At 53.8% G+C, this 18,691-nt stretch carries 18 protein-coding genes and 1 tRNA gene; 12 read left to right on the top strand and 7 right to left on the bottom strand.

All coding sequences use genetic code 11. The features are described 5' to 3' along the window. The first annotated feature begins 49 nt into the window (after positions 1–49). Positions 50–125: transfer RNA gene (locus ACS603_RS18620), tRNA-Trp, on the top strand. Positions 126–224: 99 nt separating this feature from the next. On the opposite strand, the gene hdfR is transcribed toward ACS603_RS18620, so the two are convergent. After that, positions 225–1,046 carry an HTH-type transcriptional regulator HdfR gene (gene hdfR / locus ACS603_RS18615; protein WP_446491767.1) on the bottom strand — a complete coding sequence of 274 codons (822 nt, stop codon included), beginning with the start codon at positions 1,044–1,046 and terminating at the stop codon, positions 225–227. Positions 1,047–1,164: 118 nt separating this feature from the next. Here hdfR and ACS603_RS18610 point away from each other — a divergent pair, with 118 nt between their 5' ends. Continuing rightward, positions 1,165–1,503, top strand: coding sequence for a MaoP family protein (locus ACS603_RS18610; RefSeq protein ID WP_182062969.1), 339 nt, complete (start codon positions 1,165–1,167; stop codon positions 1,501–1,503). A gap of 32 nt (positions 1,504–1,535) precedes the next feature. Here the strand turns inward: ACS603_RS18610 and ACS603_RS18605 are convergent, their stop codons facing one another. Continuing rightward, the gene (locus ACS603_RS18605) at positions 1,536–3,056 is read right to left on the bottom strand and encodes a YifB family Mg chelatase-like AAA ATPase (RefSeq protein ID WP_182062968.1); all 1,521 of its coding nucleotides are present in this window, start codon (positions 3,054–3,056) and stop codon (positions 1,536–1,538) included. A gap of 343 nt (positions 3,057–3,399) precedes the next feature. On the opposite strand from ACS603_RS18605, the gene ilvL reads away from it, so the two are divergent. From ilvL to ilvA, 7 genes are all read left to right on the top strand, one after another. Next, entirely contained in the window at positions 3,400–3,498 is a 99-nt protein-coding gene (gene ilvL / locus ACS603_RS18600) for an ilv operon leader peptide (RefSeq protein WP_001311244.1), read from the top strand. Positions 3,499–3,584: 86 nt separating this feature from the next. After that, positions 3,585–3,635, top strand: coding sequence for a peptide IlvX (ilvX, locus tag ACS603_RS18595; protein WP_315688725.1), 51 nt, complete (start codon positions 3,585–3,587; stop codon positions 3,633–3,635). Positions 3,636–3,637: 2 nt separating this feature from the next. Then, the gene (gene ilvG / locus ACS603_RS18590) at positions 3,638–5,284 is read left to right on the top strand and encodes an acetolactate synthase 2 catalytic subunit (RefSeq protein ID WP_315687306.1); all 1,647 of its coding nucleotides are present in this window, start codon (positions 3,638–3,640) and stop codon (positions 5,282–5,284) included. Further along, a complete protein-coding gene (gene ilvM / locus ACS603_RS18585; RefSeq protein ID WP_182062966.1) occupies positions 5,281–5,544 on the top strand; it encodes an acetolactate synthase 2 small subunit in 264 nt (87 codons plus the stop codon). Before ilvG ends, ilvM begins: the two co-directional genes overlap by 4 nt. A gap of 20 nt (positions 5,545–5,564) precedes the next feature. After that, the gene (gene ilvE / locus ACS603_RS18580) at positions 5,565–6,494 is read left to right on the top strand and encodes a branched-chain-amino-acid transaminase (RefSeq protein WP_182062965.1); all 930 of its coding nucleotides are present in this window, start codon (positions 5,565–5,567) and stop codon (positions 6,492–6,494) included. A 60-nt stretch (positions 6,495–6,554) separates the two neighbouring features. Further along, on the top strand, positions 6,555–8,405 hold the full coding sequence (gene ilvD / locus ACS603_RS18575; RefSeq protein ID WP_182062964.1) for a dihydroxy-acid dehydratase: 1,851 nt from the start codon (positions 6,555–6,557) through the stop codon (positions 8,403–8,405). Positions 8,406–8,407: 2 nt separating this feature from the next. Beyond that, positions 8,408–9,952 (top strand): threonine ammonia-lyase, biosynthetic, encoded by a 1,545-nt coding sequence (gene ilvA / locus ACS603_RS18570; protein ID WP_182063493.1) that lies wholly within the window; start codon positions 8,408–8,410, stop codon positions 9,950–9,952. Here ilvA and ilvY read toward each other — a convergent pair. Continuing rightward, the gene (gene ilvY / locus ACS603_RS18565; RefSeq protein WP_182062963.1) at positions 9,949–10,839 is read right to left on the bottom strand and encodes an HTH-type transcriptional activator IlvY; all 891 of its coding nucleotides are present in this window, start codon (positions 10,837–10,839) and stop codon (positions 9,949–9,951) included. The genes ilvA and ilvY overlap by 4 nt on opposite strands. Before the next feature lie 150 nt (positions 10,840–10,989). Between ilvY and ilvC the strand changes: the two genes are divergently transcribed. Then, positions 10,990–12,465, top strand: coding sequence for a ketol-acid reductoisomerase (gene ilvC, locus ACS603_RS18560; RefSeq protein ID WP_182062962.1), 1,476 nt, complete (start codon positions 10,990–10,992; stop codon positions 12,463–12,465). 86 nt (positions 12,466–12,551) lie between these two features. Here ilvC and ppiC (ACS603_RS18555) read toward each other — a convergent pair whose 3' ends face one another. Then, the gene (gene ppiC, locus ACS603_RS18555; protein WP_008501570.1) at positions 12,552–12,833 is read right to left on the bottom strand and encodes a peptidylprolyl isomerase PpiC; all 282 of its coding nucleotides are present in this window, start codon (positions 12,831–12,833) and stop codon (positions 12,552–12,554) included. Positions 12,834–12,883: 50 nt separating this feature from the next. After that, positions 12,884–13,165: a peptidylprolyl isomerase PpiC gene (ppiC, locus tag ACS603_RS18550; RefSeq protein ID WP_182062961.1), complete on the bottom strand. Its 282-nt coding sequence runs from the start codon at positions 13,163–13,165 to the stop codon at positions 12,884–12,886. Between the two features lie 111 nt (positions 13,166–13,276). On the opposite strand from ppiC (ACS603_RS18550), the gene rep reads away from it, so the two are divergent. Next, on the top strand, positions 13,277–15,301 hold the full coding sequence (gene rep, locus ACS603_RS18545; protein WP_474944696.1) for a DNA helicase Rep: 2,025 nt from the start codon (positions 13,277–13,279) through the stop codon (positions 15,299–15,301). A gap of 41 nt (positions 15,302–15,342) precedes the next feature. On the opposite strand, the gene gppA is transcribed toward rep, so the two are convergent. Beyond that, entirely contained in the window at positions 15,343–16,827 is a 1,485-nt protein-coding gene (gppA, locus tag ACS603_RS18540; RefSeq protein ID WP_182062959.1) for a guanosine-5'-triphosphate,3'-diphosphate diphosphatase, read from the bottom strand. A gap of 6 nt (positions 16,828–16,833) precedes the next feature. After that, the gene (gene rhlB, locus ACS603_RS18535; RefSeq protein ID WP_182062958.1) at positions 16,834–18,099 is read right to left on the bottom strand and encodes an ATP-dependent RNA helicase RhlB; all 1,266 of its coding nucleotides are present in this window, start codon (positions 18,097–18,099) and stop codon (positions 16,834–16,836) included. A 144-nt stretch (positions 18,100–18,243) separates the two neighbouring features. Here rhlB and trxA point away from each other — a divergent pair, with 144 nt between their 5' ends. Next, positions 18,244–18,573: a thioredoxin TrxA gene (gene trxA, locus ACS603_RS18530; RefSeq protein ID WP_014072297.1), complete on the top strand. Its 330-nt coding sequence runs from the start codon at positions 18,244–18,246 to the stop codon at positions 18,571–18,573. Positions 18,574–18,691 lie beyond the last annotated feature (118 nt).

Below are 18,691 nucleotides of genomic sequence, written 5' to 3'. Positions count from 1 at the left end.
AAGACATTAAGCCTGCTATATCTTAGCAGGCTTAATGGTAAGAAAATTTAGGGGCGTAGCTCAGTTGGTAGAGCACCGGTCTCCAAAACCGGGTGTCGCGAGTTCGAGTCTCTCCGCCCCTGCCATATATAATCCTTTGCTTAGGCAAAGGATTTTTTTTTGCCTTAAAAAGGCTAAAACCACGTCTTTGAAAATGCTACCTGCATCCATGCAGGTAATATGCATCATTCCATTATGTTGATTTTTAACAGATCTTTTATCTGAGATTGTTTGTCACTGTTCTGCAACCAGATGGCATAGAGCGGTCTTGAGAGCGTTGTGGAATCCGCCACAGTATGCAATTCAGGCTTATTGTTCGCCCAACGCGTGGGTAACCAGGTGCAACCTTTCAGTAAAGAAAGATGCTGACAGGCGATCTCAGCCGAGCTTGTGGTGAGCTGAGGTACGTCATCACTTGCGATCAATCCAGCCTCATGTTGTTGAAAATCCGGCCCCCATTCCAGGCGTAAATAGTTAAGATCAGCCTTCATCATTGAGGGTTCAGAAGCATACAGTGCAAGGCTAAATTGCCCAATAATCTGGCTGCTAAATTCGTCCATTTTGGGGGCTTCTGTCGTGATCAGGAGATCCAGTTGCCGTTCATGCAATTGCTTAACCAGCGACTGACGTTGCGCAATTCTTGCTTCAAACTGTAGGTGGTTATGTGAACGGTATAGCTGTGTAAGCCATTGACTGAGCATACATTCCCATAGCGATGCGCTGGCCCCAATAGAGAATTCGTTATGCCGTGATGTATGCGCAACCTCCTTGCGTGCTGCTTGCCAGGTATTCATCAGCGTTTCTGCATAGGGCAATAGTTTTTCACCGGCTGGCGTCAAACGGATATTGTTGCGATGGCGCGTAAAAAGATTCACACCCAGCTGATTCTCCAACTGGCGAATACGAAAACTGACCGCTGACTGCGTCAGGTAAAGGGCTTCCGCTGCTCGCCCAAAGTGACGCGTTCTGCTCACTTCGAGGAAAGTTTTTAGCAATTCCGTATCCACATCTTTCTCCGCAAAATTATTTGTCGTTATGATTTAAATGTTTTGTTTTACACTCTGTCAAGCGTAACTAATACTCCGCGCCATAAATAGCTCGGCCAAAGAATTAGGAGCGTGTAGGATGGCGGAAAGCTTTACGACGACGAATCGTTTTTTCGACAATAAAAATTATCCGCGCGGGTTCTCTCGCCATGGTGACTTCACCATTAAAGAGGCACAACTGCTTGAGCGCCATGGTTATGCCTTTAACGAGTTGGATCTGGGGAAACGTGAACCAGAAACGGAAGACGAAAAACAGTTTGTTGCCGTTTGCCGTGGCGAGCGTGAGCCGGTATCAGAAGTAGAACGTGTATGGGTGAAGTATATGGCGCGTATCAAGCGTCCTAAGCGTTTCCACACACTGTCTGGCGGTAAGCCTCAGATGGAAGGTGCTGAAGATTACACCGAGTCTGACGACTAATGTGACAAGAAAAGGGGCTATGGCCCCTTTTTTTACGCCAGCATTTTTTGCAGATGCAGTAGCAAACGGTCTATTGCACGATAACTCAATGCTTCTTGCAGATGCTGCCTCTGGATTTCAGTACACCCTTCAACATCAGCGATCGTCCTGGCGACTTTCAATAAGCGCTGCCAGGCACGAATCGAAAGCCCAAACCGTACCAGGGTGTCCTCAAGCCAAAGCGCATCCTCCGACGACAGATGGCAGAATTGCCGAATTTCCGCATTATCAAGATAGGCATTGAGTTTGCACTGACGGGCATATTGCTTCTGCTGGGCAGTGATGACTCTTTCGCGCACTTCCGCTGAAGTTGTTCCCTGTCCGTTGTTCTTGCTGAGTAGCCCGGGAGGTGGAAGAGGGATCTCCAGAGATAAGTCGAACCGGTCGAGGAAAGGACCTGATAGTTTTCCAAGATAGCGGAGCGTCTGCTCAGGCGTACACCGGTTATGGTTCCCCTGGTAGTGCCCTGTTGGGCTGGGGTTCATCGCAGCGACCAGCTGGAACCGCGCAGGGTAACTGATTTTGGCGCGCGTCCGGGAGATGTGAATCTGTCCCGACTCAATTGGTTCACGCAAGGCGTCCAGAACCCGCCGTTCAAATTCAGGTAATTCATCAAGAAACAGGATGCCATTGTGCGCCAGCGAGATTTCGCCAGGCCCCGGGATAGAGCCCCCACCCACCATTGCTGTCAAAGAAGCACTGTGGTGCGGTGAGCGAAAGGGTCGTTGCCGCCACTGCTTTTGCAGTGATGTTGAGCTAACGAGGCTAAATATGGCGGCGCTTTCAAGTGCCTCGCGATTGTTTAATGGCGGCAGTAAGCCATTCAGGCGGCTTGCCAGCATTGTTTTGCCTGTTCCTGGTGGGCCAATCAATAAGAGGTTATGCCCACCTGCGGCGGTAATCTCCAGGGCTCGCTTTCCCTGTTCCTGGCCAATAATGTCGCTGAGATCGTCCCGGTTATCCGGCTGGATATCTTCGGCCTCCCGTGGTTCGGCAAGCTCATGCCGCCCCTCCAGGTACGCACAAACCTCCTGTAGATGGCCAGCTATCAGACACCCTTTTTCTGCAATCAGGCTCACTTCAGGAGAATTTTCATTGGCCACAATGATTTGTCGGCCTGCGCTTATAGCTTCCAGGGCACCTGAAATTGCGCCAGGAACGCCTCTTAATGAGCCTGTAAGAGCGAGTTCTCCGATGAACTCATACGAACTTAGCCTGGTGGTATTCAGCTGCTCAGAAGCGGCGAGAAGCGCAATAGCGATGGGTAAATCATATCGTCCTCCCTCTTTTGGAAGGTCAGCAGGTGCCAGGTTGATGGTGATTTTCCTGGCAGGGAAGGTATAACCGCTATTGATGATAGCGCTACGTACCCGATCCCTGGCCTCTTTTACTGTGGTTTCGGGTAGACCAACGAGAGTAAGCCCTGGCAGGCCATTACTCAGATGTACTTCAACAGAAATCAGTGGTGCCTTCACACCAATAGCGGCTCGTGTATAAACAACCGACAGTGACATATAAACCCTCCTTGTCGGGCAACTATGCCAGTTTTTATTCTTGCTTTTGACCGCATGTTTGCGACTTTACGATACGCATTCATCACTTTTAGCTGCAAAGTGTAATTATTGCATCAGGATGGAATCGGCGCCGCAAAGAGGGATAACCCCCCCGTTTGACCGCTGATGTAAACGAAAAAAAATGAAAAAAATTCATTTTCTATTTTCCTCATATAAAACAAAGATTTTTAGGAAAATCATTCGCGTGCTAAACAAATGCGTCATAAATAAATCTTGTGTTTAATTCGGAATCTGTGATAACTCTTTAGGTATTCCTTCGAACAAGATGCAAAAAGAACTGAAAATGACAGCCCTTCTACGAGTGATTAGCCTGGTCGTGATTAGCGTGGTGGTGATTATTATCCCACCGTGCGGGGCTGCACTTGGACGAGGAAAGGCATAGAAATCAAGCCTTAACGAACTAAGACCCCCGCACCGAAAGGTCCGGGGGTTTTTTTATGACTAAAAAACTTAAACGAGGAGCAGAGAATGACTATTAGCACAAAATTCTGTTTCTCCCGATTTATGACGGGGAACTAACTATGAATGGTGCACAGTGGGTAGTACATGCGTTGCGCGCACAGGGAGTCGAAACAGTCTTCGGTTATCCGGGGGGCGCAATTATGCCGATTTACGATGCATTGTATGACGGCGGCGTGGAACACCTGTTGTGCCGACACGAGCAGGGTGCTGCAATGGCGGCCATTGGCTATGCGCGTGCTACGGGTAAAACTGGCGTCTGCATGGCAACATCAGGCCCGGGGGCAACCAACCTGATCACAGGCCTGGCCGACGCACTGCTGGATTCCGTTCCTGTTGTCGCCATCACCGGGCAGGTGGCCTCCCCGTTCATTGGTACCGATGCTTTCCAGGAAGTGGACGTACTGGGCCTGTCACTGGCCTGCACAAAGCACAGTTTCCTCGTTCAGTCTCTGGAAGAGCTGCCGCGCGTAATGGCGGATGCGTTTTATGTTGCCAACTCTGGCCGCCCAGGCCCGGTTCTGGTTGATATCCCAAAAGATATCCAGGTTGCCCTGGGTGAGCTGGAGCCGCATTTCTCCACCGTGGAAAACGACGATGCTTTCCCACATTCCGAAGTGGACGCGGCGCGTCAGATGATAGCGGAAGCGCAAAAGCCGATACTGTATGTCGGTGGTGGTGTGGGCATGGCGCAGGCCGTACCTGCCTTGCGAAGCTTTATCGCCGCCACCCAAATGCCAGCCACCTGCACGCTGAAAGGCCTGGGTGCGGTAGAGGCAGATTACCCATTCTATCTGGGGATGTTGGGTATGCACGGCACCAAAGCCGCCAACCTGGCGGTTCAGGAATGCGACTTGCTGATTGCCGTAGGCGCCCGTTTTGATGACCGCGTAACCGGCAAACTGAATACCTTCGCGCCGAATGCGAAAGTGATCCACATGGATATCGACCCTGCGGAAATGAATAAGCTGCGTCAGGTGCACGTGGCCCTTCAGGGCGATCTCAATGCGTTGTTGCCTGCATTACAGCAGCCGCTGAACATCAATGAATGGCGTCAACACACGGCAGATATGCGTGTTGAGCACGCCTGGCGTTACGACCATCCGGGTGACGCCATCTACGCGCCGCTGTTGCTGAAACAGTTGTCCGATCGTAAACCGGCAGACAGCGTGGTCACCACCGACGTCGGCCAGCATCAGATGTGGTCTGCGCAGCACATGACCTACACTCGCCCGGAAAACTTCATCACTTCTAGCGGGTTAGGCACGATGGGCTTTGGCCTGCCTGCGGCGGTAGGCGCACAGGTTGCCCGTCCGCACGATACCGTCATCTGTATCTCCGGTGACGGCTCTTTCATGATGAATGTTCAGGAGCTGGGCACCGTTAAGCGTAAGCAGTTACCGCTGAAAATCGTATTGCTCGATAACCAGCGCTTAGGCATGGTTCGCCAGTGGCAACAGTTGTTCTTCCAGGAGCGTTACAGCGAAACGACGCTGACCGATAACCCCGATTTCCTCATGCTGGCCAGTGCCTTTGGTATCCCAGGCCAGCACATCACCCGTAAAGACCAGGTTGAAGCGGCACTCGACACTATGCTGTCAAGCGAAGGGCCTTACCTGCTTCATGTCTCAATCGACGAGCTTGAGAATGTCTGGCCGTTGGTACCACCAGGTGCCAGTAATTCACAAATGCTGGAGAAATTATCATGATGCAACATCAGGTCGCCGTGCAGGCTCGCTTCAACCCAGAAACCTTAGAACGTGTTTTGCGTGTAGTCCGTCATCGTGGTTTTCAAATTTGCTCTATGAATATGGAGACGGCCACAGACGCACGGAACATCAGTATCGAATTAACCGTTGCCAGCGCGCGGTCGGTCGACTTACTGTTTAGTCAGTTAACAAAGCTGGTAGACGTTGCCCATGTTGCCATCTGCCAGAGCACAACCACATCACAACAAATCCGCGCTTAAGCGTGACAGGAAGAAAAAAAATGACGACGAAAAAAGCTGATTACATTTGGTTCAATGGTGAGATGGTTCGTTGGGAGGACGCGAAAGTCCACGTGATGTCCCACGCGCTGCACTACGGTACGTCCGTGTTCGAAGGCATCCGTTGCTACGATTCTCACAAAGGGCCAGTGGTGTTCCGCCATCGCGAACACATGCAGCGTCTGCATGACTCAGCCAAAATTTATCGTTTTCCTGTCTCACAAAGCGTTGATGAACTGATGGAAGCCTGCCGCGAGGTGATTCGTAAGAATAACCTGACCAGCGCGTATATTCGTCCGTTAGTGTTTGTTGGCGATGTGGGCATGGGTGTTAACCCGCCAGCAGGCTATACCACTGATGTGATCATTGCTGCGTTCCCGTGGGGTGCCTACCTGGGTGCTGAAGCACTGGAACAGGGGATCGACGCAATGGTTTCTTCCTGGAACCGCGTGGCACCAAACACCATCCCGACTGCTGCAAAAGCGGGCGGTAACTACCTTTCCTCTCTGCTGGTTGGCAGCGAAGCACGTCGTCATGGTTATCAGGAAGGGATCGCGCTGGATGTGAATGGCTATATCTCTGAAGGCGCAGGCGAAAACTTGTTTGAAGTGAAAGACGGTATCCTGTTCACTCCGCCGTTCACTTCTTCCGCGCTGCCGGGTATCACCCGTGATGCCATTATCAAACTGGCAAAAGATCTGGGTATCGAAGTGCGCGAGCAGGTCTTGTCTCGTGAATCCCTGTATCTGGCCGACGAAGTATTCATGTCCGGTACCGCCGCTGAGATCACACCAGTTCGCAGTGTTGACGGTATTCAGGTAGGTGAAGGCCGCTGTGGCCCGGTAACTAAACGTATTCAGCAGGCTTTCTTTGGCCTCTTCACCGGTGAAACGGAAGATAAATACGGCTGGTTGGATCAAGTTAACAACTAAGTATAAATATGGGACGGCGCGCACCGTCCCATTTAATAGTCAGACGGGAGTAAATAAAGCATGCCTAAGTATCGTTCCGCCACCACCACCCACGGTCGTAATATGGCGGGGGCCCGTGCGCTCTGGCGCGCCACCGGGATGACCGACGCCGATTTCGGCAAGCCAATTATCGCCGTGGTTAACTCCTTTACTCAGTTTGTACCGGGCCACGTGCACCTGCGCGATCTGGGTAAACTGGTTGCCGAGCAAATCGAAGCCTCTGGCGGTGTGGCGAAAGAGTTCAACACCATTGCTGTTGACGATGGTATCGCAATGGGCCACGGGGGGATGCTTTATTCACTGCCGTCGCGCGAGCTGATCGCCGACTCGGTCGAGTATATGGTGAACGCCCACTGTGCCGATGCGATGGTCTGTATCTCCAACTGCGACAAAATCACCCCGGGGATGCTTATGGCTTCCCTGCGTCTGAATATTCCGGTGATCTTCGTTTCCGGTGGCCCAATGGAAGCGGGTAAAACCAAGCTTTCCGACAAAATCATCAAGCTTGACCTGGTTGATGCGATGATTCAGGGCGCTGACCCGAAAGTCTCTGATGAGCAAAGCGATCAGGTTGAACGCTCCGCGTGCCCAACCTGTGGCTCCTGTTCTGGCATGTTTACCGCAAACTCCATGAACTGCCTGACCGAAGCGCTGGGCCTGTCCCAGCCGGGCAATGGCTCGCTGCTGGCGACCCACGCCGATCGTAAACAGCTGTTCCTCAACGCCGGTAAACGCATTGTCGAGCTGACCAAACGCTACTACGAGCAGGACGATGCCAGCGCGCTGCCGCGCAACATCGCCAGTAAAGCCGCGTTCGAGAACGCCATGACTCTGGATATCGCCATGGGCGGTTCCACCAACACCGTTCTGCACCTGCTGGCGGCCGCACAGGAAGCTGAAATCGACTTCACTATGAGCGATATCGACAAGCTGTCTCGCAAAGTGCCGCAGCTGTGTAAAGTCGCGCCGAGTACCCAGAAGTACCACATGGAAGACGTGCACCGCGCCGGTGGCGTGCTCGGTATTCTCGGCGAGCTCGATCGCGCCGGGCTGATGAACCGTGAAGTGAAAAACGTACTGGGTCTGACGCTGCCAGAATCGCTGGACAGATATGACGTAATGCTGACGAAAGACGAAGCGGTGAAAAACATGTTCCGCGCGGGTCCGGCCGGTATTCGTACCACCCAGGCATTCTCGCAGGATTGCCGTTGGGACACCCTGGATGACGATCGTGCCGAAGGCTGCATCCGATCGCTTGAGCACGCGTACAGCAAAGACGGCGGTCTGGCCGTGCTGTACGGTAACTTCGCTGAAAATGGCTGTATCGTAAAAACTGCGGGCGTGGACGACAGCATCCTGAAATTCACCGGTCCGGCCAAAGTGTATGAAAGCCAGGACGAGGCGGTGGACGCGATTCTGAGCGGCAAAGTCGTGGAAGGTGATGTGGTGGTGATCCGCTACGAAGGTCCGAAAGGCGGGCCGGGGATGCAGGAGATGCTCTACCCAACCACGTTCCTGAAATCTATGGGTCTCGGTAAAGCCTGTGCGCTGATCACCGATGGTCGTTTCTCTGGCGGTACGTCCGGCTTGTCTATCGGCCACGTTTCCCCTGAAGCGGCGAGTGGCGGCAATATCGCCATCATCGAAGATGGCGACCTGATCGAAATCGATATCCCAAATCGCGGTATTCAGCTGAAACTGAGCGACCAGGAAATTGCAGCGCGCCGTGAAGCACAAGAAGCTCGCGGCGACAAAGCCTGGACACCGAAAGACCGTCAGCGTGAAGTCTCCTTCGCTCTGCGTGCTTACGCAAGCCTTGCCACCAGTGCAGATAAAGGCGCGGTGCGCGATAAATCGAAACTTGGGGGCTAATGATGGCCGAATCACAACCCTTATCCGCCGCCCCTGAGGGGGCGGAATATCTTAGGGCGGTGCTACGTGCGCCGGTCTATGAAGCAGTGCAGGTCACTCCACTGCAAAAAATGGAAAAGCTCTCTTCGCGCCTCGACAACGTAATTCTGGTGAAACGCGAAGACCGCCAGCCAGTACACAGCTTTAAACTGCGCGGTGCTTACGCGATGATGGCTGGGTTGAGCGACGAGCAAAAAGCGCGCGGCGTGATCACGGCCTCTGCGGGCAACCATGCTCAGGGTGTGGCGTTCTCCTCTGCCCGCCTGGGGCTGAAAGCGCTGATTGTGATGCCGGTTGCCACGGCAGATATCAAAGTGGATGCGGTGCGTGGTTTTGGCGGCGAAGTGCTGCTTCACGGCGCAAACTTTGACGAAGCGAAAGCCAAAGCCATTGAACTGGCGCAACAGCAGGGTTTCACCTGGGTGCCGCCATTTGATCATCCAATGGTAATTGCCGGACAAGGCACGTTGGCGCTGGAACTGCTGCAACAGGATGCCCATCTTGACCGCGTATTTGTGCCAGTTGGCGGTGGCGGGTTAGCGGCGGGTGTGGCGGTGCTGATCAAACAGCTGATGCCGCAAATCAAAGTGATTGCCGTTGAAGCGGAAGACTCAGCCTGTCTGAAAGCAGCGCTGGATGCGGGTCATCCGGTGGACCTGCCGCGCGTCGGGTTGTTTGCCGAAGGCGTGGCCGTTAAACGCATTGGCGATGAAACCTTCCGCCTGTGCCAGGAGTATCTCGACGATATCATCACCGTTGATAGCGATGCTATCTGCGCGGCGATGAAAGACTTGTTCGAGGATGTTCGTGCGGTTGCGGAACCTTCTGGCGCACTGGCGCTGGCAGGGATGAAAAAATACGTCGCGCAGCACAACATTCGCGGCGAACGTCTGGCGCATGTGCTTTCCGGTGCCAACGTTAACTTCCACGGTCTGCGCTATGTTTCCGAGCGCTGCGAGCTGGGTGAACAGCGCGAAGCCCTGCTGGCGGTGACCATCCCGGAAGAGAAGGGCAGTTTCCTGAAGTTCTGCCAGCTGCTTGGCGGCCGCTCAGTGACGGAATTTAACTACCGTTTTGCTAACGCCAAAGATGCCTGCATTTTTGTTGGCGTGCGCCTGAGTCGCGGTCTGGAAGAACGTAAAGAGATCCTCAACCTGCTGCACGAAGGTGGCTACAGCGTGGTGGATCTTTCCGACGATGAAATGGCGAAGCTGCACGTTCGCTACATGGTGGGCGGGCGTCCGTCGAAGCCGCTTCAGGAACGTCTGTACAGCTTTGAGTTCCCGGAATCACCAGGGGCGTTGCTCAAGTTCCTGCATACGCTGGGTACGCACTGGAACATCTCTCTGTTCCACTACCGCAGCCACGGTACGGACTACGGTCGAGTGCTGGCGGCATTCGAACTGGGCGAGCACGAGCCTGATTTCGAAACGCGGCTGAACGAACTGGGTTACGACTGTCACGACGAAACCCATAACCCGGCGTTCAGGTTCTTCCTCGCGGGTTAGTGGTTCGGCAATATGTTCCAGAACGCATCAATAAGCGGCTCATGCAGCCGCTTTTTTTGTGCGCACACGCCAAGCTCAAACGGTGTTTTTTCGTCGCTGCGCTCCAGAATCATCACGCGATTACGCACCGGCTCCGGGCTGTTTTCCAGCACCACTTCCGGCAGCAACGCCACGCCGCAACCCAGCGCCACCATCGACACCATCGCCTCGTGGCCACCTACTGTAGCGTAAATCGACGGGTTGCTGATTTTCTGACGGCGGAACCACAGCTCAATGCGGCGGCGCACTGGGCCCTGATCGGCCATGATAAACGGCACCGTTGACCAGTCTGGCTTTTCTACCGACACCTGATTTCGCACCGGGCAGGGCAGCGCAGGGGCAATCAGTACCACCGCCAGATTTTCCAGCATTGAGAACGCGACGGCGCCAGGCAACATTTCCGGTTTCCCGGCAATGGCGAGATCTGCTTCTCCCGTCACCACTTTTTCCATGGCATCGGCGGCATCACCGGTCGAGAGCTTGATTTCGACCGACGGGTGCTCTGCGCGGAATCTGTCGAGGATCGGCGGCAGGTGGCTATAGGCCGCCGTCACGGAACAAAAAATATGGAGTTCGCCGGACAGTGACGGCCCTTGCTGGTCGATGGTGTGGCGTAGTTGCTGGTACTGCAACAGCGTTTGCTGGGCAAAGACGCGTAGCTCTTCCCCTGCTTCCGTGAGCGTCACGGTGCGATTGTCACGCACAAAAAGCGGCTGGCCGAGGTCTTCCTCAAGGCGCTGGATCTGGCGAGAAAGCGTGGAAGGGCTGACGTGCATGGCGCGCGCACTGCGCCCGAAGTGACGGCTTTCCGCCAGATGCAGGAACATTTTCAGATCGCGTAAATCCACTGATTCCACTCCCTCTTTTTACATTGCAGAAATTGCAACGTGACGTTGTGAATATATCAATTTCCGCAATAAATTTCCTGTCATATAGTAAGTTCATTCTCGCATATGCGAACCGAACAATAAGACAGTACAACATCACGAGGTATCACCATGGCTAACTACTTCAACACACTGAATCTGCGCCAGCAGCTGGCACAGCTGGGCAAATGCCGCTTCATGGCGCGCGATGAATTTGCTGATGGCGCAAGCTACCTTCAGGGCAAGAAAGTGGTCATCGTCGGCTGTGGCGCACAGGGCCTGAACCAGGGTCTGAACATGCGCGACTCCGGTCTGGATATCTCTTACGCACTGCGTAAAGAAGCGATTGCTGAGAAGCGCGCTTCCTGGCGTAAAGCGACCGAAAACGGCTTCAAAGTAGGCACCTACGAAGAGCTGATCCCACAGGCAGACCTGGTTGTTAACCTGACTCCAGACAAACAGCACTCTGACGTTGTGCGTTCCGTGCAGCCGCTGATGAAAGACGGCGCAGCGCTGGGTTACTCCCACGGCTTTAACATCGTTGAAGTGGGCGAGCAGATCCGTAAAGACATCACCGTTGTGATGGTTGCTCCGAAGTGCCCTGGTACTGAAGTTCGTGAAGAGTACAAACGTGGCTTCGGCGTACCAACCCTGATTGCTGTTCACCCGGAAAACGATCCAAAAGGTGAAGGCATGGCGATTGCGAAAGCATGGGCAGCCGCAACCGGTGGCCATCGTGCGGGCGTTCTGGAATCTTCCTTCGTTGCAGAAGTGAAATCTGACCTGATGGGTGAGCAGACTATTCTGTGCGGCATGTTGCAGGCCGGCTCTCTGCTGTGCTTCGACAAGCTGGTGGAAGAAGGTACTGACCCGGCATATGCAGAAAAACTGATTCAGTTCGGCTGGGAAACTATCACCGAAGCCCTGAAACAGGGTGGTATCACGCTGATGATGGATCGTCTGTCCAACCCGGCTAAACTGCGTGCATTTGCGCTGTCCGAGCAGCTGAAAACCATCATGGCTCCGCTGTTCCAGAAACACATGGACGACATCATCTCCGGTGAGTTCTCTTCCGGCATGATGGCTGACTGGGCTAATGATGATAAAAACCTGCTGACCTGGCGTGAAGAGACCGGTAAAACTGCGTTCGAAACGGCTGCACAGTTTGACGGCAAAATCAGCGAGCAGGAGTACTTCGATAAAGGCGTACTGATGATTGCCATGGTGAAAGCAGGCGTTGAGCTGGCGTTCGAAACCATGGTGGATTCCGGCATCATCGAAGAGTCTGCTTACTACGAATCACTGCACGAGTTGCCGCTGATCGCGAACACCATCGCCCGTAAGCGTCTGTACGAAATGAACGTGGTTATCTCTGATACCGCAGAGTACGGTAACTACCTGTTCTCTTACGCATGTGTACCGCTGCTGAAAGAGTTCATGACCACCCTGCAAGCGGGTGACCTGGGCAAAGCGATTGCTGAAGGCGCGGTAGATAATGCGCAATTGCGCGACGTGAACGACGCTATCCGCAGCCACGAAATCGAGAAAATTGGCCAGAAACTGCGTGGCTATATGACCGACATGAAGCGTATTGCTGTAGCGGGTTAATTAGATTGTCGGGTGGCGCTTTGCTTACCCGACCTACAAAACCGTAAGATGTAGGCCGGGTAAGGCGCAGCCGCCACCCGGCTTTTTTATTTGCGGTACAGCACCTTGATAACGTGGTAACCGAACTGGGTATGCAGTGGGCCGGTTGGCTCCAGCACCGGGCAAGAGAACACCACTTTATCAAACGCCGGAACCATCTGGCCCTGACGGAACTCACCCAGGTCGCCGCCGCGTTTGCCTGATGGACAAATAGAGTGCTTCTTCGCCAGTTTACCGAAGTCGGCACCGTTCTTAATCTGCTCCAGAAGATCCAGAGCCAGTTTCTCTTCTTTCACCAGAATATGCAGTGCTGCTGCTGTCTTTGCCATGATCGTGCCTTAAATGGGTTGAGATAAATTGGGGCGCAATATAGCACGCGTCAGCGGCGATACAGCACCTTAATGATATGGTAGCCAAATTTGGTTTTCACCGGACCGAAAGGCTTCAGAAGCGGGCAACTAAACACCGCCTGATCGAATGGCCCCACCATCGCCCCCTGTTTAAATTCACCTAAATCACCGCCATTACGCCCGGACGGGCATTTAGAGTAGCGCTTCGCCAGATGATCAAAGCTAATGCCACGTTCCAGTTTGGCGAGGATCTCCTGCGCCAGCTTTTCTTCTTTTACCAGAATGTGCAGGGCTGCTGCGGTCTTTACCATGGTTCTGTTCTCAGGGTTAATCGCGTTTTCTTCACTTTATCATTAGCCGGTAAATCTGCGCCCGGCTTTCTGCTACAATCCACACCCCGTTCGAAGATTGAGCAATATCCCATGCGTTTAAACCCCGGACAACAACAAGCGGTCGAATTCGTTACTGGACCATGCCTGGTGCTGGCAGGGGCTGGTTCCGGTAAAACCCGCGTGATCACCAACAAAATCGCCCACCTGATCCGCGGATGCGGGTATCAGGCGCGCCACATTGCGGCGGTGACGTTTACCAACAAAGCAGCACGCGAGATGAAAGAGCGTGTTGGCCAGACGCTGGGGCGCAAAGAGGCGCGCGGGCTGATGATCTCTACCTTCCATACCCTGGGGCTGGATATCATCAAACGTGAATACGCTGCGCTGGGCATGAAGTCTAACTTCTCGCTTTTCGATGACACCGACCAGGTGGCGCTGCTTAAAGAGCTGACCGAAGGGCTGATCGAAGATGACAAAGTTCTGCTGCAACAGCTGATCTCGACGATCTCCAACTGGAAAAACGATCTGATGACACCTGCTCAGGCGGCAGCGAGTGCGAAAGGTGAACGGGACAGGATCTTCGCTCACTGCTACAGCCTGTACGACGCGCACATGAAAGCGTGCAACGTGCTGGATTTCGACGATCTTATTTTGCTGCCAACGCTGCTGTTTCAGCGTAATGAAGAGGTGCGTGAGCGCTGGCAGAACAAGATCCGCTACCTTCTGGTAGATGAGTATCAGGACACCAACACCAGCCAGTACGAACTGGTGAAGTTGCTGGTGGGGCAACGTGCGCGTTTCACCGTTGTGGGGGATGACGATCAGTCGATCTACTCCTGGCGCGGTGCACGTCCACAAAACCTGGTGTTGTTAAGCAAAGATTTTCCGGCACTCCAGGTTATCAAGCTTGAGCAAAACTACCGCTCGTCCGGGCGCATCCTGAAAGCGGCGAACATCCTGATTGCCAATAACCCGCACGTGTTTGAAAAGCGCCTGTTCTCTGAGCTGGGCTACGGGACTGAGCTGAAAGTGCTTAGCGCGAATAATGAGGAGCACGAAGCGGAACGTGTGACCGGCGAACTGATCGCGCATCACTTCGTCAATAAAACCGAATACAAGGACTACGCTATCCTGTATCGCGGTAACCACCAGTCCCGCGTCTTTGAAAAGATGCTGATGCAAAACCGCATTCCGTACAAAATTTCGGGCGGTACGTCGTTCTTTTCGCGCCCTGAAATCAAAGATCTTCTGGCATATTTGCGTGTGCTCACCAACCCGGATGATGACAGCGCTTTCCTGCGTATCGTCAATACACCGAAGCGTGAAATCGGTCCGGCCACGTTGCAAAAACTGGGTGAATGGGCGATGACACGCAACAAAAGCCTGTTTACCGCCAGCTTCGATATGGGGCTGAGTCACACGCTGACCGGGCGCGGATATGATTCCTTAACCCGTTTCACCCACTGGCTTGGCGAGGTGCAGCGCCTGGCAGAGCGCGAGCCTGTGGCGGCCGTGCGTGACCTGATCCACGGCGTCGATTACGAATCCTGGCTGTACGAAACCTCTGCCAGCCCAAAAGCGGCAGAAATGCGCATGAAAAACGTCAACCAGTTGTTTAGCTGGATGACTGAAATGCTGGAAGGCTCAGAAATTGACGAGCCAATGACCCTGACGCAGGTCGTCACGCGTTTTACGCTGCGCGATATGATGGAACGCGGCGAGAGCGAAGAAGAGGCTGACCAGGTGCAGCTGATGACGCTGCACGCTTCTAAAGGGCTAGAGTTCCCGTATGTCTATCTGGTTGGCATGGAAGAGGGGCTGCTGCCGCATCAGAGCAGTATCGATGAAGATAATGTCGATGAAGAACGTCGACTGGCCTATGTGGGCATTACCCGTGCGCAGAAAGAGCTGATCTTTACGCTGTGCAAAGAGCGCCGGCAGTATGGCGAGCTGGTGCGTCCGGAGCCGAGCCGATTCTTGCTGGAATTACCGCAAGACGACCTCATCTGGGAACAGGAGCGTAAAGCGATTACCCCGGAAGAGCGGATGCACAAAGGGCAGGCTAACGTGGCGAACATTCGCGCCATGCTGGCGAAAGCCAAAGAGAAGGGATAAGCAGTGCAAGCCGGGTAAGCGCAGCGACGCCCGGCATTGTCTTACTTAATATCCAGTTGCCAGTGCACATAACTCTGCCACTGGCATTCCTGTTCAATCATCTCCGCGCCAAGCGGATGATCATCCAGCCAGTTTTCCGGCAGCGTCAGCGTGAGCTTTTCATTTTCTGCAACCAGCGTGATGGCCGGTAACAGATCGTCGCGGCGGCGGCAGGCAAACAGAATGGCCAGGCGCAGCAACCGACAAAGATGCTCGGCAACCCGTGGTGGTACGGCATTTTGTTGATGCAGAGAAGAGAGATCGACCGCGCTGGTCTGGTTCAGCAGCAGGGTGGCCAGCAGCTTTTTCTGCGCAGGCGTATAACCCGGCAAATCAAGATTGCGTACCAGATAGGCTGCATGGGCAGGCGCTTGTTTGAAATCGATGCTCAAACCCACTTCGTGCAGCGCACACGCGCTCAGCAGAAGGTCACGACTGAGTGGCTCAAGGCACCAGTCCTCGCCGACTTGATCGGCAAAGAGCGATGCCAGTTGCGCAACGCGCTGCGCCTGATCGGTATCAACCATAAAGCGGCGCTGAACGTTACGCAGCGTGCGGCTGCGAATGTCTTGATCAACCGACAGATGCAGCATCCCGTAAACCAAACCTTCACGTAGCGCACCACCGGCAAGGGTCATGCACTGGATGTTCAGTTCGGTGAAAATGGCGATCAGAATGGCAAGCCCGCTTGGGAAAACCAGCGCACGTTCCAGAGTCAGGCCTTCAATTTCCAGCTCTTCCAGACGGCCACACTGAATGGCGCGCTGTTTCAGCTGCTGGAGTTTGGCAAGCGTGATCCGCTCGTCCATCCCCTGCGCCATCATGATTTCCTGCAACGCCTGCACGGTTCCCGACGCGCCAACGCAGACTTTCCAGCCGTGATAGCGCAATTCATCCATCACCGGACGCAGCACGTCGCGCGCGGCATTTTCGGCCTCGTCGAAGTTCTCTTTGCCAAGATTACGGTCGGTAAAATAGCGCTCAAGCCAGGTGACACAGCCCATCGACAGGCTGAACAGCGAAGTGGCTTGCGCCCCGGTGCCGGTAACGAGTTCGGTACTGGCACCACCGATATCCACCACCAGGCGGCGATCGTCGCCACCGGTTGTGTGCGCAACGCCCTGATAAATCAATCGCGCTTCTTCTTCACCACTGATGACCTGCACCGGGCAGCCGAGGATTTCCTGCGCTTTGGCAATGAAATCAACGGCATTAACCGCCAGACGCAGAGTGGCTGTCGCGACCACGCGGATTTGATTATGTGGGATATCTTGCAGACGTTCGGCAAAAAGACGCAAACATTGCCAGCCACGTTCCATGGCTTCAGGGGAAAGGTGATTATCGCTGCTCAGGCCCGCCGCCAGGCGGACCTTGCGCTTAATACGCGTCAGCGTTTGTATACTTCCCGCCACCTCGCGCACAACCAGCATATGAAAACTATTGGAACCGAGATCAATTGCCGCATAAAGCGAGGTGGAACTGAGCATATTTTCTTAACCTGAACGACGACGATTACGCGGTGCGCCGGAACGACGCGGACCATTGCCGGTACGGGCGCGGGTAAGGCGCTTCGGTGGCGGCAGTTCGTTTAACAGCGCTTCCGGATTGTATTTGCTCTGCGGAATAGAGTGACCGATGTAAGTCTCAATGGCTGGAAGATTCAGCGCATACTCTTCACACGCAAGGCTGATGGAATGACCACTTGCACCAGCACGACCGGTACGGCCGATACGGTGTACGTAATCTTCACAGTCATCCGGCAGGTCGTAGTTGAAGACGTGCGTTACGGCTGGAATATGCAGGCCGCGTGCAGCGACGTCGGTTGCAACCAGAATATCCAGGTCGCCACGGGTGAATTCTTCAAGAATACGCAGGCGTTTTTTCTGCGCCACATCGCCCGTCAGCAAGCCAACACGGTGTCCATCAGCGGCCAGATGACCCCAGATGTCTTCGCAGCGGTGCTTGGTGTTCGCAAAGATAATGGCGCGATCTGGCCACTCTTCTTCGATAAGCGTTTGCAGCAGGCGCATTTTCTCTTCATTGGATGGATAGAAGAGCTCTTCTTTAATGCGATGACCTGTTTTCTGCTCGGGTTCCACTTCTACATATTCGGCGTTGTTCATCTGTTCAAACGCCAGTTCACGAACGCGATAAGAGAGGGTAGCGGAGAACAGCATGTTCAGACGCTGGTTTGCCACAGGCATCCGACGGAACAGCCAGCGGATATCTTTAATGAAGCCCAGATCGTACATACGGTCGGCTTCATCCAGCACCACAACCTGAATCGCGCCGAGGTTGATGTGGTTTTGTTTCGCGTAGTCGATAAGACGGCCAGTGGTCCCAATCAGGATATCCACGCCGCTTTCCAGCACCTTCAGCTGTTTATCGTAACCGTCGCCGCCATAGGCCAGGCCGAGCTTCAGGCCCGTTGCCTGAGCCAGCGGTTCAGCGTCTGCATGGATCTGTACCGCCAGTTCTCGCGTCGGAGCCATAATTAGCGCGCGCGGCTGGTTAACTTTGCGGTCAGCAATCGCTGGATGAGAAAGTAAATAATGAAACGTTGACGTTAAAAACGCCATCGTTTTGCCAGTACCGGTTTGCGCCTGCCCTGCAACATCGCGGCCTGCCAGCGTCAGCGGCAGTGCGAGGGCCTGAATGGGCGTGCAGTTATGAAACCCTTTATTTTCAAGGGCTTCGATCACTTTTGGGTGCAGGGCGAAGTCGGAAAACTTCTGTTCTGTTAAATGTGTTTTGCTCATAGTGTGGTAGAATATCAGCTTACTATTGCTTTACGAAAGCGTATCCGGTGAAATAAAGTCAACCTTTAGTTGGTTAATGCTACATCAACACGTCGTTGATTGATGCGAAACCAACGCACCAGGCTTATTCCTGTGGAGTTATATATGAGCGATAAAATTATTCACCTGACTGACGACAGTTTTGACACGGACGTACTTAAAGCTGACGGGCTGATCCTCGTCGATTTCTGGGCTGAATGGTGTGGTCCTTGCAAAATGATCGCCCCGATTCTGGATGAGATCGCTGACGAATATCAGGGCAAACTGACCGTTGCCAAGCTGAACATCGACCAGAACCCGGGCACCGCGCCAAAATACGGCATCCGTGGCATTCCGACCCTGCTGCTGTTCAAAGGCGGTGAAGTGGCGGCGACCAAAGTGGGCGCACTGTCCAAAGGTCAACTGAAAGAGTTCCTGGACGCTAACCTGGCGTAAGGTTTCTCGGTTGAGCGTCCAGAGCGCCTAAATGATGTGGATCTCTGGACGCCCGGCTTTAGTCGTGCTAAGTTAGCTATGACTTCGTTTTAAACATATCTTGTTGTTTGAATCTTGC

It is taken from the genome of Enterobacter sp. Li2LvB3, assembly GCF_056156645.1.
This window is presented reverse-complemented; position numbering and strand designations above follow the sequence as displayed.